Genomic DNA, 21,552 nt, shown 5'->3' with positions numbered 1-21,552 from the left:
TAAAATCACCTCTTCTATTCTTTTCGAAAGAAACCAAATATACCTGCGGTTTCAACGATGTTCGTAAAAGCTGTTGGATCAACTTCTTGAATCACTTTCTTAAGTTCATATAATTCATAGCGTGTAATCACAATCATCAAAATTTCTTTATCTTCATACGTGTATCCGCCTTTTGCTGGAATTCTTGTAATTCCCCGCGTCACTCTCTCATGTATCGCTTCTCTAAGCACTTCTGCTTGTTTCGTCACAATCATTGCCGTTAGTTTCACATGACGAGTATAGACCGCATCAATCACTCTTGAGGACACGTACAAGGCTACAAGTGTATATAAAGCTTGCTCAGGATCAAATAGCAATCCAGCAGTAATCACAATGATACTATTTAAGACTAGAAAGTACACGCCAACTGGTCGGTCGCTTACTCTAGATAATATTAACGCAATAATGTCGAGACCGCCAGAGGAAGCGCCCCATTTCAAAGTAATACCAGCTCCAAATGCCAAAATCACACCACCAAAGACAGCATTTAACAAAATATCTGGTGAAAAAGCCCATACTGGCAATACTTCCAAGAAGAAAGTAGTTAGAACCACATTAATAAAACTATAAATGGTAAAGCTTTTCCCAATTTTCAACCATCCTAAAATAGCAACAGGAATGTTCAATAGAAAGAGCATAATTCCCGTAGAAAGTGGAATGACTGTCGCAAGTAATTGGGCAACCCCAGTAAACCCACTTGCAAAGACATTAGCTGGAATTAAGAAAAAATTTAAACCAGCTGCTAAAAACAAGGCACCAAGTACAACAGCCGTTATCTTTTTAATTTCTTCTATTGTTCTTGACATCTATTATGAAGACACCTTTGTTTGTAAATGCTGACTAAACCAATCGACCGATTGTAGTATCGCTCTTCTCGATACTTTATGACCGATTTTTTCTTCTGCTAGAAACTGAAGTTTTTCTGGAGTTTGTTCATAGTTGGCTTCTAGTTCTTCATATAATTTCTTTGAAAACGGATAAGGAACAACTTGATCATCTTTCCCGTGCCACATAAATAATGGCCTACCGTCCAGTTTATCTAATTGCGTTGATAAATCAAACGGTTTTATTTTCCTTAATACCTCTTCTTTCATGCTATCTTCAATAGACAGCCCTCGTTTTTCTGCTGTGTGTAGCAACCCATTTGCAAATGGCTCATAATACGCTGTTCCCATAAATGATACAGCTGTTTGAATCCATGGATACTGGGTTAATGCTCCAAACATCGTAATCGCACCCATAGATGTTCCAATGACTCCAATTCGATCTCCGATTGTTGAGTTCTTCTCTAATTCTTGTTTCATTAAGCCTAATTCGTGAATAGATGTTAAAATAATTTCCCAAAAGGCAAGATCTCGCTGAGCTCCTGTCTCACCTTGACTTCGCTCACCATGATAAAGAGCATCTGGTAAGTACACTCGAAATCCTTTCTCGGCGAGTAAATAAGCAACATGTAAGTTATGCTCCTTCGCACTTGTAAATCCATGAAAGAAAAATATCGTCGGTATCTCTCTTTCTAATCGATACTCTTCTTTTACTACATGTAACGATGGAACTTGCGCAATCGTTTCATTTATTATCGTAATCATTATAAAATCATCCTTTTTTAAACAATTTTACTAATTATAGCATGTCCAATTTAATCAGTTCACTTTACCAAAATCTTTCGCTTGACACAAGAAATCTCTCTTTTGTCTAAAAAAAAGAACAAGCTTGCTAAGAGACAGGTCTCCTACAAGCTTGTTTTTCTATTCTCTTTTTAGCTTTTTTCCGAGTGATTTTTCTGTTGCATTTGATTATAATGCTGTACGCTGGTCAACGCTCCTTCGCCTACCATTTTGTTATCTTCATAATCATATGGATGAGAGTGACCAATTTTTATCTGACTATCGTGCTTTTCCTTCGACTTTCCTAATCCTTTTTTATACAAATTCTGTACGGTTTGAATGATTTTGGCTCGCCTTTCTCGATTCCCAAGTAAAATCGTTGTAGCAGCTGCGGTTACCACGGATGCAATCATCGATTTGTTCGCCATTATAATCTCCCCTTTTTGTATGCTTACAAAGACTATACCCTCTGACATATTGTCTAAACATCATTCATAACCTCTTTATTTTCGGACAATCTATAGAGGAACATGATCAGAAAGTAGGTGAACACATGTCTCGAACAGGAGATAATAATAAAAAGAAAAAAGATAATAATGCATTAAATCGTCAAAAAAATGAGCAGGCACATGAGAACGCTGAGCATGGCAAGCACAGTTATTCTAAGAAAACAGATCACCTATAAAATAGCAAACGTATCAAAATGTGATGCCTTTTGGGAACCCTTTTTCCTAAAGGGCTAGCCCCTCTTCTTTGTAAAAAAGAAGAAGACCGCCAACAAAGGCGATCTTACTCACTTATTTCAATTCTTTTACATCTTTTACGATCCACTCAGGACCTGACTTTACCTCTCCATCCCAAGCAAGCATTCCACCAAAATAATTTTGAACATTTGTAAACCCTTGATTTTGAAGGTAAAGTGCTACATTTTGGCTTCGACCTCCACTGCGACATACAAATAAATAGGCTTGATCTTTATCTAACTGATCCATCACCATCGGGATTGTTTGCATTGGAATTAAAGGCAAACCTGGGATATGAGCTTCTTCATATTCCTCCAATTCCCGTACATCAATAATAATAGGATCTTTTGATTTGCTGTTTACTAACTCTTTCAGCTCTTCTACTTCTACTTGCTTAATTCCGTCTTGTTCAAAAGCCACTTGATCACCTCATCTATTTTCTTTTCCTCGACCATACCATAGTTTAATCAATTGTTGTATTTCTTAATAACCAAAGACGATAAATATGCAATACTAACACTTTACATACCGCATAGGTCGGTACTGCAATTAAAAGACCAAGTAAACCTGCAAATCTCCCCGCTACTAAAAGCAAGAATATAATCGTTAACGGATGAATTTGCAACTTTCGTCCCATAATTTGTGGAGATATTAAATTGCTTTCAATTTGCTGAACAATGATGACAACGGCAATAACTAATAATGCCATTAATGGTGAATGAAGCAATCCAACAATGACAGCAGGAATCGTTCCAATCCACGGACCAATAAAAGGAATCACATTCGTAAACATCGCAACGAGTGCCAAAACAAGTGGATAATCTAAACCAATGATTAAGAAAGCAATATAGGCAAGAATCCCCACACAAATACTAACTAATATTTGCCCCTGAATATAGGAGCTTAATGCTACATCCATTGCTCGCAGCACTTCTCGCCCTTCATTTTGTCTTTTTTCAGGAAGCAATTTCAAAAATTGATTTGGCGCTTTCTCTCCCTCTTTCAACATATAAAACAAAACAAACGGGATAATGACAAGGATGAGTAATGCATTAAAGAAAAAACCGAGAAACGAAGCAATGTTATGCCCTAAATTCGCAACAAAGTTGTTAATATAATTCGCAAACTCCATCGTGATTTCTTCTATAGAGAAATTTTCCCCTTCTTGAAAGCGTGAAACATACTCGTTCGCTTGCAAATTGATAAACATATCACGAATTTCGTTGATGAAAATTGGCATGTTACGAGAAAAACTATAAAATTGCTTTTGTAGTTCAGGCCCAATAATAAAGACTAATGCCGTTACTAGTCCAATACCACTTAAATATAAAATCAAAATAGCAACGGACCTTGGCAATTTAAGAGAAAGTAAGTTTACAAAAGGCCGAAGTAAATAGTAAAGAACCCCAGCTAGAATAATGGGTGCAAAAAGTGTCTGTACTAAGACAACGATAGGTCGGAACACCCACTCAATCAATGATCCTAAATAAATTATTAGAAATAATAATACGAGTCCATATCCAATACGGAACGCTTTCGTTTGTGGCATTAGCAAAATCCTTCCTAACAGAACTTCTTTTTATTGTACCATTTTCTTCCGAATTCTTCTCCTTTTGCATATAGGAAAAATGATTTTTTTCTTCATTTCATTTTATTACTTATCTAGACTATTATACCTATGTCGAAAATAGTCATTGAAATTCGACATGAATAATGTAGAATTTAAGTGGATGGAAATTTGTGTTTTACAAGAACAAGGGGGAATGAACATGAAAAAAATAGGGATGTTTCTTACACTAGCATTATTCATCCTTTTTCTTGGTGCATGTGGACAAGGTACAGCTAGTAACAGTGGCGAAGAGCCGACACTTGATGAGGTTGAAACAGATGAATCTAGTGAACTAATTGAAGAAGAAGAAGAAATCACTGAAGAAATAGTAGAAGTAGTAGAAGAAATTGAAGTAGAGCCAGATACGGTTGCTAATGAAACAGAAGATGCAGCATCAAATGACGAAGAGGTTGTAAACGAAACAACGGTTACACCAATTGAGCTTATTTTCTCTGATGATATGGTTGAAGATATGTATAGAGTGGAACGTCAATTAGAAGTTAGCGATGACGAGCTATTCAAAGCAACTCTAGGTGCCTGGATCAGTGGTCCAACAGAAGAAGGTCTAGTCTCGCTTCTTCCAAACGGAGTTCAAGTACTTTCTGTTGAAGAAATCGAAGAAGTCGCTCATGTTTCTTTTTCTAGCGAATTGCTAGAAGCTAACGTTGGTGCTGGCACTGAGTATATGTTGGTACAGCAAATTGCTATGGCCATGAAACAATTTGGTTTTAATGAAACGCAAATTTTAGTAGATGGAGAGATTCATCCAGAATTGTTCGGTCACATTGATACAAGTGTACCAATAGTAGCTGAAAACCCTGAGGATTACGAAAAAGTGAACTAATTTGCAAAAAAGGATGACGAAAAGGTCATCCTTTTTTTATTCCTCTTTTTCCCTTACTAGAACACTCATTTAAGTTCCAAGTCGAATTATGGTATGATACAGTACGTAACGAATGAAAGAGAATTGAGGGGTACAACATGAAAACCGTCGTAACGACGTTGAATGCTAAATATATTCATACCTGCTTAGCTCTACGATGTCTTAAAGCATATGCAGAGCCTGATTTCCCAATAGAAATGGTCGAGTATACGATTAAGGATCCAGTTATGAACATTGTCTCTGATCTTTATGATCGTAAACCAGGTGTAATTGGATTCAGTTGCTACATTTGGAATATAGAAGAAACGATAAAAGTGATTAATATGCTAAAAAAGGTATTGCCTAACACACTAATCGTATTAGGTGGTCCTGAAGTGTCGTATGATACAAAAGAGTGGTTAGAAAACCTAGAAAACGTAGATTTTATCGTCGTAGGTGAAGGAGAAGAAACGTTTAAGCAATTGCTTGAGGAGATCAGTACGACGAAAAAGTATCATATGGTATTCGGTCTTGCTTACCGTAAGGAGTCTGAAGTAATTATTACTGCACCAAGGCCGAAACTGAAACTTGATGACGTACCAACTCCTTACCGTTTTCCTGAGGACTTAGATGGTTTAACGAAACGAGTCACCTATTTTGAAACGAGCCGTGGTTGTCCTTATAGCTGTCAATTCTGTTTGTCTTCCATAGAAGTTGGAGTTAGGTATATCAATATCGAGAGAGTAAAAGCTGACCTTCTGTTTTTAATCGAAAGTGGAGCCAAGCTTATTAAATTTGTTGATCGTACATTTAATATTAAGCGAGATTATGCGCTAGAAATATTTCAATTTCTTATTGAGAATCATCAAGGCTGTGTCTTTCAATTTGAAATCACAGCAGACATTATGCGACCAGAGGTTCTATCTTATTTAAATGAGAACGCACCAGCTGGAATTTTCCGCTTTGAAATCGGTGTTCAATCAACTAATGATGCTACGAATGAACTTGTTATGAGGCGCCAAAATTTTGAGAAGCTAAAACGAACGGTCACGATGGTCAAAGAAGGCGGAAAAATTGACCAACACCTAGATCTGATCGCAGGGTTGCCAGAAGAAGATTACCAATCTTTCAGAAAAACATTTAACGATGTGTTCGAGATGCGTCCTGAAGAATTGCAACTAGGATTCTTAAAAATGCTTCGAGGAACTGGTTTACGATTGCGAGCAGAGCAGCATGACTATGTGTATATGGACCATTCTCCATATGAAATATTGAAAAACAATGTGCTTACGTTTGATGAAATAATTCGAATCAAACGTGTCGAAGATGTACTAGAAAAATATTGGAACGATCATCGTATGGATGGAACGGTCGAATACTTGGTCAAACACGAATTTGACTCTGCATTTGATTTCTTTCAGGAGTTTGGCGATTATTGGGACGAGCGAGGATGGGCTCGAATTGGTCATCAACTAGAAGACTTATTTAAAAGACTCGATCAATTTTTATGTGCTCGCCAAAACAAAACAAGTATAGAAACCATTCGAGCTTTAATGATGGTTGATTATTTCCAAAATCACAAGCATAAGCCTCGTAAAACATGGTGGGATTTTTCTTTGTCAAAACAAGAGCAATCTCATTATTTAAAAATTCTAGCTGAAGATCCTTCACTAGTTTCACAATCATTTGCTTCTTTAAAACTTACTGAAAAAGAGCTACACAAACATACAATGATTGAGAGCATTCCACTTCATCTAGTAGATGAAACCTTTACAGAACAAGTAAGTTTGCTCATTGCCTTTTTCAATCCGAAAACAAATCAATCAGCGGTGTTCACGGTTCCACTTGAGAACCTTCATTTAGCGAAAGTCAAATAATAATAAAGCACATTTGATAGGAATTCCTACTCAAATGTGCTTTATTTATTCAACCACTTTGACTTAAGAAAAGAATGATGCCCCGCTTCTCTCTAAAGACTAAGTACTTGATCTTGAACTAATGGCTCCTCACTTGGCTTGCCAAAATAATAACCTTGAGCCAATGGAATCCCTAGCTGTTGACAAAACTCCGCTTCTTCTATACGTTCAATTCCTTCAGCTAACAAAATCATTCCATGATCTTGAGCAATTTCCACAATCGCTTTGATTCGAGATTGTTTTTCTTTGTTCTGATCACAATAGTCAATCAACCCTCGGTCTATTTTGGCATAATTAGGTTTTAGCTCTTTTAATACGTCCAACGTTGCGTATCCAGAGCCTAAATCATCTAAAGCTACGTTTATTCCATGATCTTGATACGTTTGAAATATGTTCTTTAAATGATCAATGTTATCAATTTTTTCCGTTTCTACAACTTCAAACACTAAGTCGTTCGGGTCAACATTATATGCTTCAACAGCCTGAAACGTACTCTTTAAACAATGAGTCGGGTCATAAATGGAAGAAGGTAAAAAATTAATAAAACGCTTTATACCGCGCTTTAGTATTTTTGAGCTTACCTCAATCGAGGCAATTCTTGCTTGACTATCTAAATTAGACTGTAAGCCTGCCCTTTGTGAGAAAGAAAACAATTCGCCTGGATAAAAAGAAAAACCTTGTGGCATTTGTCTTAGCAAAAACTCATACCCAAATACTCCCTCTTTTTGCAGGTGGACAATTGGTTGCATATGTTGCGTAAACATTCTTTGATTAATAATTGTTAAATAGTCACGATTTTTTATACGTTCATGAAGCATAGGAAATGAAGTCATATTCACAAAACGCATATCTTTATTACTATTACTCAAGTACGTCCCAAATACTTGATCTAGTTCCTCATTTGCAAAAGATTCTTCTATTTCCCTCATAATCTCTTCTAATTGATTGTAAGATTTATATCGAAACAAAACCGTATTTTGCCTTTCCATTTTTTCACTAGAAAGGCCGCCAAGGAGTTCCATAACCTTTGGATTTTTACTTTGAAACAATAAGTCCCCCTCTGATTCTAAGTCTGGAAACTGGCTGCATCTTTGGCACTCTGTCACATAATCGACCTCCATAATTTACACTATTGATATAGTATTATTGTAACTGATTTACTAGTGCAAAGATACTACTGTTTAAGTTCTGCATCATCTTTGTACATGTTCCTCAATAGAGTGAACGCTGCTTTAGTCGGACTAATGTGACCATTCTCCACAGCCTTTACTAAATGCGGTAATTCGCTCTTAACATTTTTATCTGAATAAAAGTCTAAAAGAAGTTGCTCCTCCACTAACGAGTAGAACCAATTTGTGGCCTGCTTTTTTCTTCGTTGCTCGAATTGTTGCGTTTGTTTCATTTTTTCAGTAAACGTTTCTATCGATTTCCAACATTCTTTTATTCCTTTCCCAGTTAACGCTGAGACCGTCTGTACTTCAGGTTGCCACCCTTCTGACGTTTGAGGCAAGTAATGTAGAATTCGTGTTAACTCCACTTTTGCTTGCTCTGCTTTTTGGATATTCGTACCATCTGCTTTATTTATAAGCATGATATCGATCATTTCCATAATCCCTTTTTTCATTCCTTGCAGTTCATCACCAGCACCGGTTAACATTAATACTAAAAAACAATCGACCATAGAGCGAACCGTCACTTCACTTTGGCCGACACCAACCGTTTCTACGATAATAAAGTCATAGCCTGCAGCTTCACATAAAAGCAATGTTTCCCTTGTTTTTCTTGCTACCCCGCCTAACGCTCCACCGGTAGGAGACGGTCGGACAAACGCATTTGGATGCCTTGATAGCTGGTCCATTCTCGTTTTATCGCCAAGAATACTCCCACGTGAAAGTGAGCTTGAAGGATCTACGGCTAATACAGCAACACGGAAACCTTGTTCACAAAGCATTATACCTAGTGCTTCTATAAATGTTGACTTCCCTGCTCCTGGGACTCCGGTAATACCAAGGCGAATTGAGTTTCCTGTCTCAGGTATGAGTGCACTAAGGACATCTTGCGCGATATGAAAATGCCTCTTTGCATTGCTCTCCACTAAAGTAATTGCTCTCGCTAAAATGGCTCGATTATTGTTTTTTACGCCTACAATGTAATCTTCAGTCGTTAGTACTCCCCTTTTGTGATTGGTCTCTCTTTTCATAACTCCTCCTTGTTCAAAGAGCAAAGGAAGGTGTTCTAAAAGAGTTCTCTCCTCTTTTAGAACACGCGTTGGCTCATCTTACTTGGCTTGACTATTTCTCTGATTCATATCCTAATCTTCTGTTTAATTCAGCCATTATTTGTTTAGCCGCTACAGGAATCACTGTACCTGGACCGAAAATTGCCGCTGCTCCATTTTCTTTTAAATATTGATAGTCTTGAGCAGGAATCACTCCTCCAATGATCACAAGGATATCGTCCCTTCCTAGCTTCTCGAGTTCCTTAACCACTTGAGGAAGCAGCGTTTTATGACCAGCTGCAAGAGAACTGACTCCGATAATATGAACATCGTTCTCTACCGCTTGCATTGCCGCTTCTTCAGGTGTTTGAAACAATGGACCAATATCCACATCAAAACCCATATCAGCGAATGCGGTTGAAATGACTTTTGCCCCTCGGTCATGTCCGTCTTGCCCCATTTTGGCAATCATTATTCGAGGTCTTCTTCCTTCATTCTCTGCAAATTGATCTGTTATTTGGCGAATCACTTTCATTTCCTCTTCCTCTCCAAACTCTGAACGATACACACCACTAATGGAACGAATGACTGCTTTATGACGACCAACCACTTTCTCATACGCCATTGAAATTTCACCTAGGCTCGCTCTAGCTCTCGCTGCACGGATCGCAAATTCTAATAAATTCCCCTGCCCGCTTTTAGCTGAATTAGTTAATGCTTCAAGAGAATGCTGCACTTCTTGTTCATCTCGATTTTTCTTTAATGCTTCTAAACGTTTTAGTTGTGCAGTGCGAACAGCTGTATTATCGATATTCAATATATCAATAGGCTCTTCTTTCTCTAAGCGATATTTATTCACTCCAATAATCGTTTCTTTTCTAGAGTCGATATGTGCTTGCCTTCTAGCAGCAGCTTCCTCAATTCTCATCTTCGGCAGTCCCGTTTCAATTGCTTTGGCCATCCCCCCGAGTTCTTCCACTTCTTTTATATGAGCCCATGCCTTTTTCATCAACTCATGTGTTAATGATTCGACGTAGAATGAGCCTCCCCAAGGATCTAATACATTAGTAATTCCAGTTTCATCTTGCAAGTAAAGCTGTGTATTACGAGCAATTCTTGCTGAGAAATCAGTTGGCAATGCAATTGCTTCGTCTAATGCATTGGTGTGCAATGACTGAGTGTGTCCAAGAGCCGCTGACATCGCCTCAACGCACGTACGAATAACATTGTTATAAGGATCTTGTTCTGTTAAACTCCATCCAGATGTTTGAGAATGCGTCCGCAAAGCGAGAGATTTTTCATTTTTCGGTTGAAATGTGTTCATTAATTTGGCCCAAATCAGCCGCGCAGCTCTCATTTTCGCTACTTCCATATAATGGTTCATTCCAATGGCCCAAAAGAAAGACAATCTTGGTGCAAATTGATCTATATCAAGTCCTGCCCTAATCCCTGTCCTGACGTACTCTAACCCGTCTGCTAACGTATAGGCGAGTTCAATATCTGCTGTTGCTCCAGCTTCGTGCATATGATAGCCAGAAATACTAATGCTATTAAACTTTGGCATATATTTAGACGTGTATTCAAATATATCCGCAATCACTTTCATGGAAGCTTCTGGCGGATAAATATAAGTATTTCTTACCATATACTCTTTTAATATGTCGTTTTGTATAGTTCCAGTTAGCTTTTCTGGTGGGACACCTTGTTCTTCTGCAGCAACAATGTAAAAAGCCATAATTGGCAAAACGGCCCCATTCATCGTCATCGATACCGACATTTGGTCTAAAGGAATTCCAGCAAATAATACATTCATATCCAAAATAGAATCAACCGCAACGCCAGCTTTTCCCACGTCTCCAACTACACGAGGATGATCAGAGTCATAGCCTCGATGTGTCGCTAGATCAAAAGCAATTGATAACCCCTTCTGACCAGAAGCTAGATTTCGTCGGTAAAATGCATTGCTCTCCTCAGCTGTTGAAAAACCAGCATACTGACGAACTGTCCAAGGACGAGTTTTGTACATGGCTGGATAGGGTCCACGAAAGAACGGCGCGATTCCAGACACATAGTCTAAATGCTTCATTTCCTCTATATCTTTTTTCGTATAAACGGGTTTAATTGGAATTTGTTCTGTTGTTTGAGTAGGTGAAGCAGTCTCAACATGCTTTGCTGCTAACGTATGGTTGAAGGAAGGAAAATCCATTGTATGAAAAGCTGGTTTTTGTGTCAATGTGAACTTCCCCCTAACTGTTCCTGTACATCGTATAAAAATTGATAGACATTCATGTTTGCATGAAGAAAACCATCAATCCCCATTTGTTGAAGTTCATCTTGATTTTTAGGTAGACCGGCAAGAAAGATCGTTTCAGCTTTTTTTTGTTTCATCAAAGGTTCGACTAACTGGGCATAGCTTTCATCATTGCCACATATCACAACGATTTGCTGTTGAAACCCTTGCGTTCGTGCTTCTTCCACTGTTTCAACGATGTCTGAAACTTCAACTTGGAACCCACCGCACTGAAACCATTCTTGAATGAAATCTACTCGATTTTTATGAGAAGCTAACGAGCCTAAGCGTATTAGCTGAATCGTTGGAACGATTTTATTTACTTTTTCAAGATGACTACTCCGATCTCTAAGCTCTTCAAAAGGCTCTCCCAAACGCCTTTGTGGAACACAATCAATTTTAATTGCTTCACACTGAGCTTTCCACTGATCATGAATTTGATGAAATGGCATGTTCTGACTAATCATAGTTATTACATCTTCCATTGTCGTCGGTCGTTTCATATGTTCAACTTCTCGAATTTTCTCTACTTCATTGAAATAGGCATCTTTCTCTTTTTCCACTCTAGGCGGTTTTGGTGGTTGTTTTTCGTTCACATTCACATATCGATTCACGCCAACCATTGTGGTTCTTCTATACTTAACATCCTTAACCTGCACTTCCCAGTAACGATTGATCTTTTTTTGAATATAACCAAGTTGTAAAGATTGAGACATACCACCTTCTCGCTCAATCTCTTGGAATTGCTCCCACACTTTTTTTGCTAATTGTTGCGTTAAAGATTCAACATACCAAGAACCTCCAGCCGGATCGACCGTTGCTCTAAGATAGGCTTCTTCCTGTAGAATCAAGGACGTATTTCTAGCAATTCTTCTAGAAAAGTCTGTTGACTCTTGCAATGGTTCATCAAATGCACTGACGTGAAGACTATTCACTCCAGCTACAGCGGCTGCAAAAGCCTCACTCGTTCCTCTTAGTAGATTTACGTATGTGTCTTCTTTTGACTTCGTAAAGGAGGAGGTTCTAGCGTGCACATTCATTTTTTGGCCTATTTCTTCGGCTCCAAACTCAGCCATAATCACAGCCCAAAGTGACCGTGCTGCTCTTATTTTAGAAACTTCAGTAAAGAAACTACTACCAATTGAGAAAGAGAAGGTGATCGATTTCCCTGCATCCGTTGCCGAAACCCCTCTTTTTATGAGAGCCTCAACATATTCAACCCCAGTCGACAAGGCAATTGCTACTTCCATAGCGGGGCTTGCTCCTCCATTATGATAAGCATAACTTTGAACAAGAACTGTTCGTAATGAAGTATGGTTGTTAGACGCCCATTTTACAGCCATAGCCATCAAGTCATAACTCATGTTTAATGAATATAACAACATTCCTTCTTTCACTAATTGATGAAGCGGATCTGAGCCAATTGTTCCACTTAACCTTTTAGTCGTTTGACTCATTGCAGCTAAAAGTGGCAGACTCACAACACCTGCATCAATATGAACTGGTATAGATGACACATCTATATCACCGACCATTTCCTTTACATCATGTAGATTGAACAAAGGAACATTGGATCTACTCTTTTGACGGATCGGCTTATTTCCATTTTTCATCTCATTTTCTAGTAATATATGAATAACATTTTGGCCTCTTCCTAAATCATGCTTCAATTTCCCATGTAAAAGCTTAGGAGTTGCAGCCCCTATTTCTTGACTGATTAAGAAGGGTACTGGGTTAACATTCGTGCTTCTTACAAAAGGAAACACTCCGGCCTCATATCCCAACATTTCCTTCTCTTCGATGTCTTTTGCTTGATACATCGGTTGAAGTACAATCTGGTCTAGAAGTTTTGTTTGCAATGTCTCAAACGCTTTTCCTTTTAATGATGTTTCGGTCACTTTACGCCATTGTTCATATGTGGGAATTGGAAAATCATCTTCAAACGTCAAATCCATTTTTTATGCGGTTGCTAAATAGCTACACCGCTCCCCCCCTTCTTCACAAATGAAATCCTCCATTACAACGGCATATTTCCATGCTTTTTTTTAGGCAGGTGTTTTTTCTTCTTCTTTAACATTTCTAAGCCTTGTATTAGACTTTTTCTCGTATCTCTAGGATCAATAACATCATCAACCAAGCCATGTGCTGCAGCAATATAGGGATTGGCAAAACGTTGGCGATATTCATTAATTTTTTGTTGACGCTTCTCTTCAGGATTCGCACTTTCTTTAATCTCTTTTGCATAGATGATTGTTGCCGCTCCTTCTGGTCCCATCACTGCCATTTCCGCGTTCGGCCAAGCAAAAACCAAATCAGCACCGATCGCTTTGCTGTTTAATGCAACATATGCACCACCGAACGCCTTTCTGACAATTACTGTGATTTTTGGTACAGTAGCTTCTGAATAAGCGTACAGGATTTTAGCACCATGACGGATAATGCCTCCATGCTCTTGCTGAATCCCAGGTATGAATCCGCTTACATCTTCAAAGGTAATAATAGGAATATTGAAACAATCACATAACCTAATAAATCTTGAACATTTGTCTGATGAATTAATGTCCAAACCACCTGCCATCATTTTGGGATTATTCGCAACGATTCCTACCGTTTCTCCTTGAATTCTTCCAAAACCAATGACCATATTTTTCGCAAAGAAAGGTTGGACCTCCATAAATTCTTCATCATCTACTATTTTTTTAATGACTTTTCTAACATCATAGACTTTTGTTCCATCAACCGGGACCAGGTCTAATAGTTCATTAATCCGTTCGTCTACTGGACGTATTTGCTTCGGTGATACGTAAGGTGTCCGTTCTTCAAAATTAGATGGTAAGAACTGCATTAATGTTCGGACTTCATTTAACACATCTTCTTCTGTCTTTCCTGTAAAATGAGCATTTCCACTTACACTTGAATGTACTTTCGCTCCTCCTAAATTTTCTGAATTGATAGTTGCTCCCGTTACACTTTCAATTACTTTTGGGCCAGTAATAAACATTTGACTCGTTTTTTCTACCATGAAAACAAAATCAGTTATAGCCGGGGAGTAAACGGCCCCACCTGCACACGGTCCCATGATGACCGAAATTTGTGGAATGACTCCTGAATAGATAGCGTTGCGATAAAATACATGCCCATACCCATCTAATGATAAGACTCCTTCTTGGATACGTGCCCCTCCTGAATCATTTAATCCAATGATGGGAGCTCCGTTTTCCGCTGCTAAATCCATCACTTTTGCAATTTTTTGGGCATGCATTTCTCCTAGAGCTCCTCCAAAAACCGTGAAGTCTTGGGCAAATAAAAAAACTAATCGGTTGTGAATTTTGCCATAACCAGTTACTACTCCTTCACCAGGGGCATCATCAGAACGAAAGGTGTCTCCACGAAACTCAATAAAAGGATTCAATTCTACGAATGTTTCATTGTCTAACAATAAATCAATTCTTTCCCTAGCCGTTAACTTTCCACGGCTATGTTGAGCATCTATACGTTTTTGTCCTCCTCCTTTCATTACTTTATCACGGCGATTTTCCATGTCCTGTATATAATCAAACATATCCATTTGAACACCCCTTTTGTCTTCCACTTTTACTCACTCGTCAGAAAAAAGCGTGCGTATTCTGGTTTTGAACTAGCCTCTTTTGTTAACACTGCATTCATTACTAGATCTGCGTAGATATTGGCTATTTCTTGAATAGAGTATTGCCCCGTTTCCTTGTACCACTTATAAGTCCAGTTCGTCATCCCAAAAATAGCCATCGATGTAATCGGGACAGGAATTTCTTTTCTAAAGTCCCCGCAAGCAATTCCTTCGTCAACAAGGCGGAACATCATATTCTTATAACGTCTTCGTTTGCGTTTGATCGTCTCATAATATTCTTCACTCAAGTAAAGAGATTCTTGGTAAAAAACAGTAACATGTGGTCGATACAATTCAAACATCATAACAAACGATCGAACGGTTTCATACAAACGCTCAGCTGGAGTGGAGTAACGATTATAGGCATCTTCTGCTTTATCAAGGATGTATGTAATAAACGAGTCATGTACGGTATATAACAATTCGTCTTTTGATTTGAAATTATGATAAAACCCACCCTTTGATGAATTACTTTCCTTCACAATTCGATCAACCGTAACAGCATGAAAGCCATTCTCTTCAAACAACAGGAGAGCGGTTTCAATAATACGTTCTTTCGTTGGTTTTTTTTTCAATTTTTTGCTTGCCACCTTCCCAATTTTTGTTTGTCAGAATATAATAAGATGAAACACGGATAACTTAATGAACTAAATTAACCGACTGGTCAGTCTGTATAAATTGTACAAAAAGTTCAGATTATTGTCAATACGTAACTGTAAACGCTTTCAAAAACAACTGTATATTTTGTTTTAACGTGTATTGTTTCAAGTTATGTTCATTGGGGAGAATAAATGCTAACAAATTAAAAAAGGAGCGTTTCTAATGACATACCAGCGCGATCGAATGAAAAGATTACTTGGACATGATCGTTTTTTAACAGAGGCTTTTGAAGAAGCACTACAATTTACTCGAGATGAAGATCAGGCTCTTCACCTATTGTTTAGAAGCTATATTACAGGAGATCCTATTTTTACAAATGCATACAACCTTTTAACAGACTAAAAAAATAACCAGGTTTCTCAAAACCTAGTTTCTGCCCTTTTAAGTAGTATTTTTTAAAAGCTACTTTTATGATCATGGTACATGTATGTACGCTACGTGCAGATTCTTAATGAGAAAACCTGGTCTTTTTTATTAAAATTGTAAATGCAATTCGAATCCATCCTCTTTTACAGTCTTCCCTTTTTTATGGGACTCAATCCATTGCTTGTATTCTGTTGTTATTTCATAGAATTTCGCTTCGTTTTTTTCCTTTAGAGCATCGTCAATCATTTCGATAAGTTTTGTCTTTTTAAATTGGTAGATTGAATATTCTAAGATAGCCTGTGCATAAAGGGATTGTACTGTGTCATCTGAACGAGATTGTAAGCTTTTAATTACATGTAATTGTCTTCTAACAGTTGGATCCATTGCAAAGTCATTTATCATTTTCAATCCCTCCTACTTTCTGTTACTATTTAAGATACCCTGATAATCAATGTTTCAAACCTTTTTATATCAGAGTTAGCTAATTTAATGATTTATATTTTAAATCTTATAAACTACCTTTTCTCGTTCGTGACGGTTCTCTTAATCTTTTTCGTAGTATATAATCTATTTATAGTATGATTTATATCCAACACAGTCTTTTTCTAAATTCAGAAAGGATAAAACCTATGGATGATAGCAGCAAGAAACTAGCACATGCCTTCTTAGACGGTGACATCCATGCTAGTTGGATGATCGTACAACAACATGTTAATGAAGGCATGAACAGTTATTATATATATGAACAGCTCCTTACACCCGCTATGCATTATATTGGTGAATTATGGGAGAAAAATGAAATTACCGTAGCAGATGAACATATTGCTACGGGAGTGTGTGACTTTATCTTAAGCCGTTATTCGTTTCAATTTGTACAACAGAATAAGGCTGAAAAACAAAAACGAGCTATTTTTTTCTGTTTAGAGGGAGAAGAGCATTATTTAGGGATCAAAATGGTCAGTGCCCTTTTTCAAGAAGAAGGGTGGGATGTGAGATTTTTAGGTCCTAATTTACCTCTGGAATATATGCTATATACCGTACAAAATTTCAAGCCAGAGGTTGTTGGGATATCTCTGTCTCTATCAACCCAACTTCCCCAATTAAAAGACTATCTACATGTATTAGAAGAACAAAAAGAAAGCTTGACGATCCTAGTAGGAAGTCGTATAGGACCTTCCATTGATACGAATTTTATCCTAAGTAAGTCCGTTCAATTTATTTACTCACTTCAAGAAATACGTATGTGGTTCGAAAAAGAAACGTTACAGACGAATGAAGAGGAGGAGGTAATTTGGATTTGAGAACCGTCCCTGTACCGATGTTTAAAGTGAATCGACAACTAGAGATTGTATCAACTTCACAAAAAGCGCAAGAATTTTTTCACTCATCTAGTAGTTTCCTTGAACTAGTAGATGCAGAGAGCAAACAAAAAGTCTATAACTTCTTACTTTCCCCTACTAGCAATGAATCGTTTGAGCTAAATATGAAAACACGTTCTAACCCGTTTGGTCTTTTTCAAATTTATGTTCAATGGGAAGAAGAGTTTGGCTATGTCGTCTGCATAGAAAAAGATAAGGAGTATCAAAAGTCGAATCAAATTCTTCATCGTCTTCGTGAGCAATTACATTCGATCGATTTTCACGAATACGAAGCAAACATTCGTAAAGAGCTTCTTCCATCTATTCTTAATGTGAAATTAAGTGACCTGAACCGCTTATCATTAAGTGAATATGTTGGTTCACTAGAAGATATACCTACCAAGGTGGATACCGTACTTGATATTCTTAGTGTACTTAGACCTGAGTTAATTGAAGCTGGAAAAAGTGAATATTTAGATATAGTAACTAGAGAGCTTACAGATATTAGTTCAATCATTCATTACCTATTAGCTGCTTCTAATCGGGACCGAACGTAAAAAGGGTGAATCAAATTCATTTATTTGATTCACCCTTTTCTATTTCCTTCTTTCTTGAGCTTACTCCTGAATAGGCAATAAAATAGTAACCGTCGTCCCTACTCCAATTTCACTTTCAAATTTCATGAATCCTTTGTGACTTTGGATAATTTTATAACTTACCATCATGCCAAGACCGGTTCCTTTTTCTTTTGTTGTATAAAATGGCTCACCAATTCTTTTTAATCGTTCTTTTGGAATCCCTTTGCCTTCATCTCTAAATTGAATTTTCACTTTGTCTTTTTCAATGGATGTAGAAATATGAACATTTCCTCCATTTGGCATTGCTTCAATCGCATTGCGAACAATATTAATAAATACTTGTTTCAGCTCTTTATCCACACAATTGATAAAAGGAAGTTCCTCTTCAAATCTATGAACTAATTGACTATTATTCATGATCGCTTGTGTTTCTAGTAGCATAATGACATCTTTTAAGATTGATGTCACATCCTGCTTCTCAAATTCAACCGCATGCGGCCTCGCAAGGACAAGCAATTCATTAATAATTAATTCAATTCTGTTGAATTCGTTCGACATAATGCTTAAATATTGTTGATCTCCCTTGTTTTCAGCTTGCATCAATTGTAAGAATCCTTTTAATGCAGTCAAAGGATTTCGAATTTCATGTGCAATACCTGCAGCCATTTCACCTAAAGCAGATAACATTTCAGATTTTCTTAGCAAATCTTCTGTAGTTCGCTTTTCTGTAATATCTTCAGCAACCCGCAAGAAACGTTTTAGCTCATTAAAGTGATTTAAGATAGGCATAAACGTAACGTCTTCCCATCTTTCTTCTCCTTGGTCTGTAACATACATGCACGTTCCATCCCAACGATTTCCTTGCTTCACTGATTGCCAAGCTTCGGTTAACGTCTCTTTTGCTTGATCACTATCGTATAATTCAAAAATAGAATGTCCAAGTAAATCATTTTTGCATTTATATACATTTTTTTCATATGTTCGGTTCACATAATCAATTGTTCCCGTATCATCCACCATCATAATACTTGCAGGACTTTGCTCTAAGGCAAAAGACTTAATTTCTAACGCTTCATTCATCGTTTTCATTTCTGTTATATCTACAAAAGTGATGACTACACCACGAATAAAGTTTTCTTTTGTACGATACGGGTGTAACCGAAGACGATACCACTTGCCCTCTTTACATTGGACATCGAATTCCTGCTTTTGATAAGTCTGTAAAACCGTTTTAGCGTCCTCGATTAAATGATCATACTTTAAATTATGAGAAAGATGGGATACAGGACGACCAATATCAACTTGAATTAAATTAATTAACTTTGTTACTTCTGGTGTAAACCGCTTTATATTTAAATTTTCATCTAAAAATAATGTAGCGATATTCGTGCTAATTAATAGATTATCCATATCGTTATTTAAATCCCGTAATTCTTGGATTTTCTTTTCATGCTCTAAGTTGACATTCACTAATTCTTCATTAACCGATTGTAGCTCTTCATTTGAACTTTGTAATTCTTCATTAGCTGCAATAAGTTCTTCATTCGTTGATTGATATTCTTCGTTCGATGTTTCCAATTCTTCAATCAATGTTTGCATCGACTCTTTTGTATAAATCAATTCGGTTTCCATATCAGCCATAAGCTGTTGAACATTGCTCTCCAAATCATATTGCTTTGTTTCAAGTGAAAGTGACATCGTTAACTCTTGCTTATTCTCCTTTTCAAGCAAGATAATGGAAAGAGAAGACGAAGTATCATTGTTCTCATAAAAAGGCTTAACCGTTAAATTTACAAACTCTTTATCGTCTCCATCAAATACTCGGATATGGTGGTAACATACCTCTTCTTGCTCACTACGTACCCGCTTTAAAGCTGTTCCAATCGCAACTGATAAATTCGTTGGGACCATTTTTAACACATTCATCGTAGCGTTTCCGTTCGGCAACTTTACATATTTTTGAACATTGCCCCCAGTAATGACTATTTCATTTTCCTCATTCACCACTAAGCAAGGTACAACAAACTGTTCAATTAAAGTCGAATAGATAGGATTTAATGAATTAGTATTAGACCTACGCTCTTGAAAAGCTGATAGTATATTGGATCTCTCTACTGTAGCTTTTCTTGGATGCTTTGGAGTTTGGATTACACTCGAATATCCGTGAGATGACTCTACATATTTAAAGATTTTCCATTTGTGATGGATTGGCTCAAACATATCTGTCAGCTTTCCAATTGTTTCACTTGGCCCTAAAAACATATACCCGTCTTTTTTGAGTGCAAAGTGAAACATTGACAAGATTTTTTGTTGAAGACTAGACTGAAAGTAGATTAACATATTCCGACAACTAACTAAGTCTAGATTAACAAAAGGAGAGTCTTTCGCAATGTTATGTGGTGCAAAAATGATCATTCTACGTATCTCTTTTTTCACTTGATAAGAGGAACCATCGTAATCAAAATAGCGCTCAAGTCGCTCTTTAGAAACTCCGACAATGGCTTGTCCTGCATACTCTCCGACACTGGCTTTGCCAATCGCATCACGGTCTAAATCTGTCGCAAAGATTTTTACCTGAAACGTTTCGTCAATGAACTCTAAATATTCTTGAATCAAAATAGCAATTGAATACGCTTCTTCCCCTGTTGAACAACCAGCAACCCAGATTCGGATATCTCGATCATTCTCTTTTCTCTTTTTATCAATCAAAGCAGGTAACACTTGGTTTTCAATAATCTGAAAAGCTTGTTCATCCCTAAAAAATTCTGTAACATTAATAAGTAAGTCTTTTTGTAACTTTACAATTTCATCTGGGTGATCAATCAAATATTCTTTATACTCTTCCAAACTACGAAAAGGAAGCTGGTTGATTTGAATTCTCTTTTCAATTCTTCGTAAAATAGTATTACGCTTATAACAGGTGAAATTAATTCCGCTTTTACGCTGTATTAATGAACAAATTTGCTCTAAAACGAGGAGAGTATCCCGATCTTCTATATGTTCTGTAAACAGTAGATTATTCGGTTGTTGATCGATTACTTTCTCAAAAATCTCAGCCATCTTTTGCGGAGTAACAATATAATCTACTTTCCCAGATTCGATTGCAAATCGAGGCATCTCTTCAAACTTAGCACTTGCTTTTTGTTGAACCACGACTGTACCGCCAGCATCAAACACACTAGCTATACCTCCCGTACCATCATTTCCTTTACCGGATAAAATGACAGCAATTCCCTTATCCTTCTTTTTGGCTAAAGACTTAAAGAAATGGTCAATTGGAAAGGAAAGAGTTGGTTTCTCTGATAACTCTTTCACTCGAAAAACATCATTCTCAATATCAATTAACGTCCGTGGCGGTGCCAAATATATTTTATTAGCTTCAAGTTTCATGCCATTTTTTATGTGAGAGATAGGTAGATCCGTTTTTTTGGCTAATAACTCGTCCATGTAACTTTTAAATTTAGGTGATAGATGTTGGACAACCACATAGGTTAACATAGGTTGATGATCAACTTGTTCAAATAAATTTTCTAATGCTTCAAGGCTGCCAGCGGAGGCTCCAATCCCAACAACATGGATGCTTGCACTTTCTGTTACACTATCCACCTGTTGATTTTCTAGCTCATCTTTAATCATTGTACGATCACCAACTACTTTCTT

General features: G+C 37.2%; 19 protein-coding genes. 6 read left to right on the top strand and 13 right to left on the bottom strand.

Translation table 11 applies throughout. From position 1 onward, the window contains the following. Positions 1-14 precede the first annotated feature (14 nt). The 3 genes from N0O92_RS05065 to N0O92_RS05055 all read right to left on the bottom strand — a co-directional run bounded on the left by N0O92_RS05065 (position 15) and on the right by N0O92_RS05055 (position 2,074). Positions 15-845, bottom strand: coding sequence for a YitT family protein (locus tag N0O92_RS05065; protein ID WP_315613561.1), 831 nt, complete (start codon positions 843-845; stop codon positions 15-17). A gap of 3 nt (positions 846-848) precedes the next feature. Continuing rightward, entirely contained in the window at positions 849-1,628 is a 780-nt protein-coding gene (gene yjfP, locus N0O92_RS05060) for an esterase (RefSeq protein ID WP_315613560.1), read from the bottom strand. A gap of 170 nt (positions 1,629-1,798) precedes the next feature. After that, a complete protein-coding gene (locus N0O92_RS05055) occupies positions 1,799-2,074 on the bottom strand; it encodes a hypothetical protein (RefSeq protein ID WP_315613559.1) in 276 nt (91 codons plus the stop codon). 125 nt (positions 2,075-2,199) lie between these two features. Here N0O92_RS05055 and N0O92_RS05050 point away from each other — a divergent pair, with 125 nt between their 5' ends. Then, positions 2,200-2,331, top strand: coding sequence for a DUF3941 domain-containing protein (locus tag N0O92_RS05050; RefSeq protein WP_084138963.1), 132 nt, complete (start codon positions 2,200-2,202; stop codon positions 2,329-2,331). A 112-nt stretch (positions 2,332-2,443) separates the two neighbouring features. On the opposite strand, the gene N0O92_RS05045 is transcribed toward N0O92_RS05050, so the two are convergent. Together N0O92_RS05045 and N0O92_RS05040 are read right to left on the bottom strand one after the other, a co-directional pair. Then, positions 2,444-2,809: a rhodanese-like domain-containing protein gene (locus N0O92_RS05045; RefSeq protein ID WP_315613558.1), complete on the bottom strand. Its 366-nt coding sequence runs from the start codon at positions 2,807-2,809 to the stop codon at positions 2,444-2,446. 43 nt (positions 2,810-2,852) lie between these two features. Continuing rightward, the gene (locus N0O92_RS05040) at positions 2,853-3,938 is read right to left on the bottom strand and encodes an AI-2E family transporter (protein ID WP_315613557.1); all 1,086 of its coding nucleotides are present in this window, start codon (positions 3,936-3,938) and stop codon (positions 2,853-2,855) included. A gap of 220 nt (positions 3,939-4,158) precedes the next feature. Here N0O92_RS05040 and N0O92_RS05035 point away from each other — a divergent pair, with 220 nt between their 5' ends. After that, on the top strand, positions 4,159-4,842 hold the full coding sequence (locus N0O92_RS05035) for a GerMN domain-containing protein (protein ID WP_315613556.1): 684 nt from the start codon (positions 4,159-4,161) through the stop codon (positions 4,840-4,842). Positions 4,843-4,979: 137 nt separating this feature from the next. Next, positions 4,980-6,737 (top strand): B12-binding domain-containing radical SAM protein, encoded by a 1,758-nt coding sequence (locus N0O92_RS05030; RefSeq protein WP_315613555.1) that lies wholly within the window; start codon positions 4,980-4,982, stop codon positions 6,735-6,737. 92 nt (positions 6,738-6,829) lie between these two features. Here N0O92_RS05030 and N0O92_RS05025 read toward each other — a convergent pair whose 3' ends face one another. The 6 genes from N0O92_RS05025 to N0O92_RS05000 all read right to left on the bottom strand — a co-directional run bounded on the left by N0O92_RS05025 (position 6,830) and on the right by N0O92_RS05000 (position 15,505). Beyond that, entirely contained in the window at positions 6,830-7,882 is a 1,053-nt protein-coding gene (locus N0O92_RS05025; protein WP_315613554.1) for an EAL domain-containing protein, read from the bottom strand. A 68-nt stretch (positions 7,883-7,950) separates the two neighbouring features. After that, positions 7,951-8,976 carry a methylmalonyl Co-A mutase-associated GTPase MeaB gene (meaB, locus tag N0O92_RS05020; RefSeq protein WP_315613553.1) on the bottom strand — a complete coding sequence of 342 codons (1,026 nt, stop codon included), beginning with the start codon at positions 8,974-8,976 and terminating at the stop codon, positions 7,951-7,953. Between the two features lie 91 nt (positions 8,977-9,067). Next, a complete protein-coding gene (scpA, locus tag N0O92_RS05015; RefSeq protein ID WP_315613625.1) occupies positions 9,068-11,200 on the bottom strand; it encodes a methylmalonyl-CoA mutase in 2,133 nt (710 codons plus the stop codon). A gap of 23 nt (positions 11,201-11,223) precedes the next feature. Beyond that, positions 11,224-13,239 (bottom strand): methylmalonyl-CoA mutase family protein, encoded by a 2,016-nt coding sequence (locus tag N0O92_RS05010; RefSeq protein ID WP_315613552.1) that lies wholly within the window; start codon positions 13,237-13,239, stop codon positions 11,224-11,226. Between the two features lie 62 nt (positions 13,240-13,301). Next, positions 13,302-14,852, bottom strand: coding sequence for an acyl-CoA carboxylase subunit beta (locus N0O92_RS05005; RefSeq protein ID WP_315613551.1), 1,551 nt, complete (start codon positions 14,850-14,852; stop codon positions 13,302-13,304). Positions 14,853-14,878: 26 nt separating this feature from the next. After that, on the bottom strand, positions 14,879-15,505 hold the full coding sequence (locus tag N0O92_RS05000; protein WP_315613550.1) for a TetR/AcrR family transcriptional regulator: 627 nt from the start codon (positions 15,503-15,505) through the stop codon (positions 14,879-14,881). Positions 15,506-15,752: 247 nt separating this feature from the next. Between N0O92_RS05000 and N0O92_RS04995 the strand changes: the two genes are divergently transcribed. Then, the gene (locus N0O92_RS04995; protein ID WP_315613549.1) at positions 15,753-15,932 is read left to right on the top strand and encodes a hypothetical protein; all 180 of its coding nucleotides are present in this window, start codon (positions 15,753-15,755) and stop codon (positions 15,930-15,932) included. 132 nt (positions 15,933-16,064) lie between these two features. Here the strand turns inward: N0O92_RS04995 and N0O92_RS04990 are convergent, their stop codons facing one another. Beyond that, complete coding sequence (locus tag N0O92_RS04990) at positions 16,065-16,358, bottom strand: IDEAL domain-containing protein (protein WP_315613548.1); 294 nt, start codon at positions 16,356-16,358, stop codon at positions 16,065-16,067. 227 nt (positions 16,359-16,585) lie between these two features. Here N0O92_RS04990 and N0O92_RS04985 point away from each other — a divergent pair, with 227 nt between their 5' ends. Together N0O92_RS04985 and N0O92_RS04980 are read left to right on the top strand one after the other, a co-directional pair. Next, on the top strand, positions 16,586-17,257 hold the full coding sequence (locus tag N0O92_RS04985) for a cobalamin B12-binding domain-containing protein (RefSeq protein WP_315613547.1): 672 nt from the start codon (positions 16,586-16,588) through the stop codon (positions 17,255-17,257). Then, entirely contained in the window at positions 17,248-17,871 is a 624-nt protein-coding gene (locus N0O92_RS04980) for a hypothetical protein (RefSeq protein WP_315613546.1), read from the top strand. Before N0O92_RS04985 ends, N0O92_RS04980 begins: the two co-directional genes overlap by 10 nt. 60 nt (positions 17,872-17,931) lie before the next feature. Here N0O92_RS04980 and N0O92_RS04975 read toward each other — a convergent pair whose 3' ends face one another. Next, positions 17,932-21,528 (bottom strand): CheR family methyltransferase, encoded by a 3,597-nt coding sequence (locus tag N0O92_RS04975; RefSeq protein WP_315613545.1) that lies wholly within the window; start codon positions 21,526-21,528, stop codon positions 17,932-17,934. Positions 21,529-21,552: the final 24 nt, after the last annotated feature.

It is taken from the genome of Alkalihalobacillus sp. MEB130, assembly GCF_032335535.1.
GTDB lineage: Bacteria > Bacillota > Bacilli > Bacillales > Bacillaceae_D > Halalkalibacter.
The sequence above is the reverse complement of the archived record's forward strand: the minus strand, read 5'-3'. Positions and strand labels throughout refer to the sequence as shown.